The organism is Allofournierella sp. (assembly GCF_017889395.1).
In the GTDB taxonomy this organism is placed as follows: Bacteria; Bacillota; Clostridia; order Oscillospirales; family Ruminococcaceae; genus Allofournierella.
The window spans coordinates 1-6,109 of sequence record NZ_JAGHKE010000113.1 but is presented as its reverse complement, the minus strand read 5'-3'; the positions used below and the strand labels follow the sequence as shown (position 1 = coordinate 6,109).

7 protein-coding genes and 1 riboswitch are annotated in these 6,109 nt (G+C 57.8%); all 7 genes read right to left on the bottom strand.

Annotated features, from left to right (window positions below):
- Nucleotides 1-115 precede the first annotated feature (115 nt).
- A complete protein-coding gene (locus J7G73_RS12095; RefSeq protein ID WP_291246435.1) occupies nt 116-427 on the bottom strand; it encodes a hypothetical protein in 312 nt (103 codons plus the stop codon).
- Nucleotides 428-853: 426 nt separating this feature from the next.
- Complete coding sequence (locus J7G73_RS12090; protein WP_291246434.1) at nt 854-1,339, bottom strand: hypothetical protein; 486 nt, start codon at nt 1,337-1,339, stop codon at nt 854-856.
- A gap of 2 nt (nt 1,340-1,341) precedes the next feature.
- A complete protein-coding gene (locus tag J7G73_RS12085) occupies nt 1,342-2,565 on the bottom strand; it encodes a radical SAM protein (protein WP_291246433.1) in 1,224 nt (407 codons plus the stop codon).
- A 16-nt stretch (nt 2,566-2,581) separates the two neighbouring features.
- Nucleotides 2,582-3,298 carry an energy-coupling factor transporter transmembrane protein EcfT gene (locus J7G73_RS12080; RefSeq protein WP_291246432.1) on the bottom strand — a complete coding sequence of 239 codons (717 nt, stop codon included), beginning with the start codon at nt 3,296-3,298 and terminating at the stop codon, nt 2,582-2,584.
- Nucleotides 3,286-4,743 (bottom strand): ABC transporter ATP-binding protein, encoded by a 1,458-nt coding sequence (locus tag J7G73_RS12075; protein WP_291246431.1) that lies wholly within the window; start codon nt 4,741-4,743, stop codon nt 3,286-3,288. Before J7G73_RS12075 ends, J7G73_RS12080 begins: the two co-directional genes overlap by 13 nt.
- Nucleotides 4,736-5,338, bottom strand: a complete 603-nt coding sequence (locus tag J7G73_RS12070) for an ECF transporter S component (RefSeq protein WP_291246430.1) — start codon at nt 5,336-5,338, stop codon at nt 4,736-4,738. Before J7G73_RS12070 ends, J7G73_RS12075 begins: the two co-directional genes overlap by 8 nt.
- Before the next feature lie 44 nt (nt 5,339-5,382).
- The gene (locus J7G73_RS12065) at nt 5,383-5,898 is read right to left on the bottom strand and encodes a YkoF family thiamine/hydroxymethylpyrimidine-binding protein (RefSeq protein ID WP_291246429.1); all 516 of its coding nucleotides are present in this window, start codon (nt 5,896-5,898) and stop codon (nt 5,383-5,385) included.
- Nucleotides 5,899-6,015: 117 nt separating this feature from the next.
- A riboswitch (TPP riboswitch) is annotated at nt 6,016-6,109 on the bottom strand. This riboswitch is flagged as partial in the annotation.

Sequence of the window (6,109 nt, the reverse complement as noted above, 5' to 3'; positions counted from 1 at the left end):
TTTTCTTTGTGTTTTCTGGCCTCCCGCTCCAAGTGGCGCGTAAAGCTAGTTCGGTCTATTGCAGGTTAATAACGGTTTGTTATGTCGTAAAATGTCGTAGTAAAAAGACTTAAAATCAACGCGCAATTTCTGCCTGCTGTCTTGCTCTTACGGCATCTTCCAGATTGTCAAAATATCCGAGAGATTTTCTGACTCCGCCTATCATTATCTTTGCCTCATATTTTTTATGCTTCTTATGGAATGTTACTCCAACTGGGTTTTCAAGCGTGCATTTTGATTTTCGTTTGTTGTTTGCCTGCTGCTCCCATGTGGTCCACCGGCAATTCTCCGGGCAGTAGTTCCCGTCATTGTCAATCCTGTCAAGAGTCAAGTCATCCCGATAGCCGTTTGAATAGGCCCAGTTGAAAACAGTCTGCGTCTCAAACAAAATGGTACTGCCGAGATTCAAACTTCGCTGGGCTCACTCGCTGCAAAGAAAATAACATGGGGCAGCACTCCCGGCGGTGTTATACAGATCACCCAAGATCCAGTGGACAGAACAAAAGCCAGCGTGAAGCCCCTAAAAGAGGGAAGCGCCACGGTCACGGTTGCTTCAGAGGGAGAGCAGGAAATGGCGCTTTGCGACATCACCATTAAAGCGGTAAAAAAGGAGCCGGAAAATGTCGCAGCATCACGGAAAAGCGGCATGAGCGGCGCAGGAATTCGAGTTTTTTCCGCAGCCGGAAAAGAGATAAAAAATAGCCGGTTTTGTCAGCACGAAAAAACCGGCACAAAAGAGTTTTTGTTAAACGTTAAAAAAGGACAGGCACCCAGTCCGGGCAGATGCACCGGGCCGAGCGCCTGTCTTTTTGCATTACTGTTCATCAGCTCCCGAAGGCCGCAGCAGTTCCAGATGAATTTCTGCCTCCCGCAGAAGGGGGCAATCCACCGGCTGAGGTGGCTGGGAAAAGGAGCTTTGCGCCGTGGGCAGCAGCTCCCATACGACGGCAAGGTCAGCGGCGGGGTCCCGGCGGCGTGCCTGCTCCAGAAGTTCCCGGAACACCGGGCCGGTGATATGGCACTTCCAGGCCCGGGCAGTCAGCTGAATCCAGTCTGCCTCGCCGGGAAGCCACAGGCTAACCGGCTGATCGAACCAGAGCGCCCGTACCAGTGCGCGTCCGGCGGCGGTCCGTTCCTGGGCAAGGCCCAGCAAAAGTGTGGAGCCGTTCTGGCTGGCCACCACAGGGCACAAAAAAGCCACCGGGCCTTCCAGATCCTGTGCCTGCACCACGGCCCTGTCCCAAATCGGCAGAAGAGCAGCGGCTTCAGGCGGCATTGGGGCGAAAACAGGCAGTTCCATTTTCAGTCGCCCCTTTCCAGTTCACTGTCCGGGTGATTCCCGCAGTGCTTATAGTCGTCATTTGTGTTGTAAAGTTCATGTGCTTTACGGATATTGTGCAGTCCTTCGGCCAGCCGCACGTAGTATTCCAGCGGCGGCATGGGCCGGTAACCCAGCCGGGTGGCCCGGTGCGGGCGCCAGATGGTGCACAAAAAGTTCACTCCGTGGCTGGCGAAAAACTCACAGGCCTCAAAATTGGATTCCAGCGCAGCCTCCACATCGGAAAAGCCGTTCTTTGCGGCCAGCTCCACACCGGCAACAACCTGGGTGCAGACCTTGCCGCGCCCGAATACCTCCACCGCATCCAATGTGCGGCGAATCCATTCCTCATAGCCTACCCATTGCTCCTTGCCGGGGCAGAGCTCCTGAAACAGAGCCTTGCCCCAGACCTCGATGTTGGGGGCGTAGGAGGTGATGCCGGTCTCGCGCCAGATGCGTTCCAGCTGCTGTTTGGGATAGGCAGGTGCCATCAGCTGGCAGGGGAAGCGGCCGTTGAAGTTTTCCCCGATGGCCTGCAAAACCCGGATGTACCGGTCCACCTCGCAGAAGAAGGGGGGCTCACCGGAAAAATCCGATCCACCAGACAGGCTGATCTCGGAAAAACGACCCGGCTCCTTGAGCGCCTCCTGAATGGTTTCCCGTACATCCTGGCAGTTTACCTCACCCCGGCTCTGTCCGCCGGTGAAAAAGGCACAGAAGCCACATTGGTGGCCACCCTCCCAGAAGCGGCAGCGCTGGAAGGCGTTCAGAATCAGCTTCTGGCCGCGCACGTCTGCCACTGCAGCCATGGGAGTGCCGAGGCTGGTGATTTTGCCGTAAAATTCGGGCCGGGGCACAAAGTCGATCACATCGATCAGCGTGTCACCCTCCTTCAGCAAAAACAGCCCGCCCTCCCAGTCAATCTGATAGGGGTCCTCATAAGGGTCGCCGTAGTTGATGTAAACGAAGGTGCCGTCCCGCAGCAGAATCGGTCCGGGCACGGCAGTGCAGGCCTTGCGGCCGGAAAAACGGATATCAAAGGCATTGTCGCTGGAAAAGGCGTAAATGGAGCCTTGAATTTTCTCCAGCGCGGCGGGGGTGAGCACTGCCCCGTAACGGATCATGCTCAGTTTGAGCAGCACGAAGGGCGAAAAGTCCGGATAACGAGCCTGCAGTTGGGCCAGCTCCTCTTGTTTTGTATGATTCATTGCATTGCTCCTGTGGTTATAAAAGCCAGAGCCCGACCAGAAGTGCAGCGGGCAAACCGATCAGAAAGGCGATATCCGCCCAGCCGAAACGTACCCGGAAGGCCACAGCCCGGGGCGCATCATTCTGGAACCCTCGGGACTCCATAGCCATGGCAAGACTTTGGGAACGTTCCAGTGCGTGAACCAGCATGGGGAGGATTCGTTTTGGTGAAAAGGGTATTGCCTTTACACCGCGAACCCGCAGTGCCACGCCCACGGTGTCGAACTCGCTGCGCACCACCGGGAAGAAATGATAGGCAGCCAGAATGCCATAGGCAAATTTCGGGGGTAGATGGAACTGCTGCATCAGGCTCATGATCAGCTCCATTGGTTCGGTGGTAAACGCGAACAGCATGCCCAGTCCGCCGAAGGCCAGCACCCGGGCGGCCAGCTGGCAGGCACTTTTCAGCGAGCTGGCGTAAATGACCCGCTGGCCGAATACAGCGGTCTCCACCCCCTGTGCAGCCGCCTGACTGGGGAACAGCAGGCCGGTCATGAACATGCCGAAGGCAGCGATGAGGAACGGTGTGAGCGAGATGAACAGAAATTTCCGGTCCACCCGCGGGGTGCACAGAGTTACCACCAGGCAGCAGCCTGCCACCACCAGATCCAGTCGGGTGTTGTAGGTGACCGAGAGCATCAGCGAAGCAATGATCAGGGTGAGCAGCTTGTAGGCGGGATTCAAAGCGCGCATGGGGCATGGCTCCTTTCCTCGGCATATTGGTCCAGCTGTTCCGGGCTGAGCAGCTGCATGCAGCCGTCCTCCAGCAAATAGATCCGGTTGGCAAAGCAGCGGGCCAGCGCCAGATCATGGGTGGCAATCACGGCGGTGAGACCCTGATCAATGCGGCGGCGCAGCAGCTCCATGATGAATTGGGTGGCCCGTTCGTCCTGTGCATAGGTGGGCTCGTCCAGCAAAAGAAGCGGCCGGTTGCCCGCCAGCATGGCCAGCAGAGCCAGTCGCCGCTGCTGCCCCTGACTCAGTTCATAGGGGGAGTGCTTGCGCCAGGCCAGCAGGTCAAATTCCTCCAGCAGTGCCCGGGCCTTCTGGCGCAGGGCTTGCTCCTCTGCTTTGGGCTCCAGTGCCCGCAGGGTGGTCAAAACCTCATCCTCCACGGTCAGGCTCAAAAACTGGAACCGGGGATTCTGGAACACCAGCCCCGCAGCGCCGTTTACTTTCAGGCTGCCCTTGCAGCGTCCGGCCCCGGCAAGGCAGGTGAGCAGGGTGGTTTTGCCGCTGCCATTGCGCCCTACCAGCGCGGTGATGCCGCCTCGGGGAAAGTCAAAACTCAGATGCTCGGCCACTGTGGTTTTGCCCTGCAGCAGCCGCAGGTCTTTTGCCTGCACCATAGATTCCTCCGGCTGGGGCAGGGGCGCGGGAGACTGACCCTCCAGCCAGCTGTCGTCCACAAACAGGCCACGTTCCCGGAACAGCTCCCGGTGGGCCTGCAGATCCTCAGGCAAAACACTTTCCAGCAAAAGGTTGCCGCTTTTGTCCATCAGCAGAATGCGGCTTAAAAACGGCAGCCAGTAATCCGGCCGGTGGTCCACAACAAAGAGGGAAAGCCCTTGCCGGTTCAACTGGGCCAGCTTCACCGAGAGATCGGCGCAGGAGCCGGGGTCCAGATTGGCGAAGGGCTCGTCCAGAATGAGCAGCTTTGCCTCGGTGGCAAGGGCAGTGGCCAGCGCCAACTTCTGTTTCATTCCGCCGGACAGGGTGTGGATCAGATGATGCTCCACATCCTCCAGACCCACCAGTGCCAGCAGCTCCCGGGTGCGGGCACGCAGATCGCCCGGATAGTTGATGTTTTCCAGCGCAAACAGGATTTCGTGATCCACCCGGTCCATGCAGAACTGATCGTCCGGGTTCTGGAACAGGATGGACACACCCCGGGCTCGCTGGGCCAGAGGGTAATCCTCCAGAGGCTTACCCTCAAGAAGAATTTCGCCGCTCAGAGTTCCCGCGTAGGCAGGGTAAAGCCCGGCCAGGCAGTAGGCCAGACTGCTTTTGCCGCAGCCGGAAGGCCCCATCAGAAGCACAGCCTCCCCGGGCTGAATGGCAAAGGAGAGCTGCCGGAACACATCCTCCTTCTGGTAGCGGAAGGTCAGGTCCCGGCAGCTGAGCACCGGCTTACTCATCCCGCATGTCCCGGCCCAGGGCATAGCTCTTCAGCAGACCGGTGCGGGCCAGACTGTCGCCCATCAGCTTGCACAGCACGCCGGAGAAGATAAAGGAGCTGATCAGGCGTACCACAAAATATACCACCAGCAGCTGGGGCGCAATGGCCAGGTAGTTGGAGCGCACGAAACTCCACAAAAAGCCGGTGATGGTGCAGCCCACAGAGGCCAGGTACATGGTGGTGCGGTCGAACCGCTTGTAGCGCCAGGCAGCGAACACCAGCTCAGCGCCCGCGCCCTGTACGATACCCGCCACGATTACCATGGGACCGTACATATTGCCCAGCAGCACCTCGATCAGGGAGGCCAGAACCTCGGCAATGATGGCTGCGCCGGGCTTCTGCAGAATGTAGGCGGCCAGGGTGGCAGCCATAAACCAGATACCGAAAATCATCTCGGTGCCCAGCAGCGAAACGCCCAGAGGGGCAAAGATGGCGGTCAGAGGCGAGATCAGGTAAACGCCTGCCAGATATACCACGCCGAACACTACGCACAGCATGGCCACAAAAATAATGTCCTGCAGTTTCCAGGAATAGCTTGATTCTTTCTGTTTCATTGGTTGTTCCAACTCCTTAATTGCTGTTTTTGAATAGTGAGGAATCATTCCGCCGTGGGGCTGTTCACCGAGAGGGTGAAATGCAGAATGTAATGGGGAACCGTTTGCTCCATGTGGCGGCAGACCGCATGCAGATAGTCAAACACTGCCTGTACATCGCCGTTGATGCGGGTGGCATAATGAACGCTGGTGGGATTCAGACCGGCATCCTCTGCCATGTGCCAGACCTCGGCAATGCGGTCGATGTAGTCGCTCACGCCCATGTTGGAGAACTGGCCCTCCAGTGCCATATGAACGGTGGGCTGCCATGCGTTTACGAACAGGCCCTCCACCGCGTCCACCACGTAGGGCAGGCGTCCACGGTAAACGGTGGAAAGTGCGTCCGACTGGCTCCACACCGCCGAGGTGTCGGTCTTTTCCAGTGCACCCAAAATGATGGGCACAAAGTTCGAGTCCATGGGGTAGAGCGAGAAACGGCAGCCGGAGATATCCAGATTGGTGCCGCGGCCCGCCCAGGGCAGGTCCGGCCGGCTGCAGCCGCAGCAGGTGTTGTTTTCCATAGCAATGATTCCTTCCTTTGCAAGAAATATAAAAGAAAAAGGGATGCCTTTCACCTGGAAAAGCATCCCTTTTACTGCAAGCTCTCGGTGCTCGCACTGAAACAGGCGGGCAGAACCGGGGCTTCAGAATTGCTTCCCTACGCTGGTATGAACCAGATCAGGTTCGTGGGGTCAGGTTTTACCTTCTCAACTCCGAAGAGTCCCCCCAGAA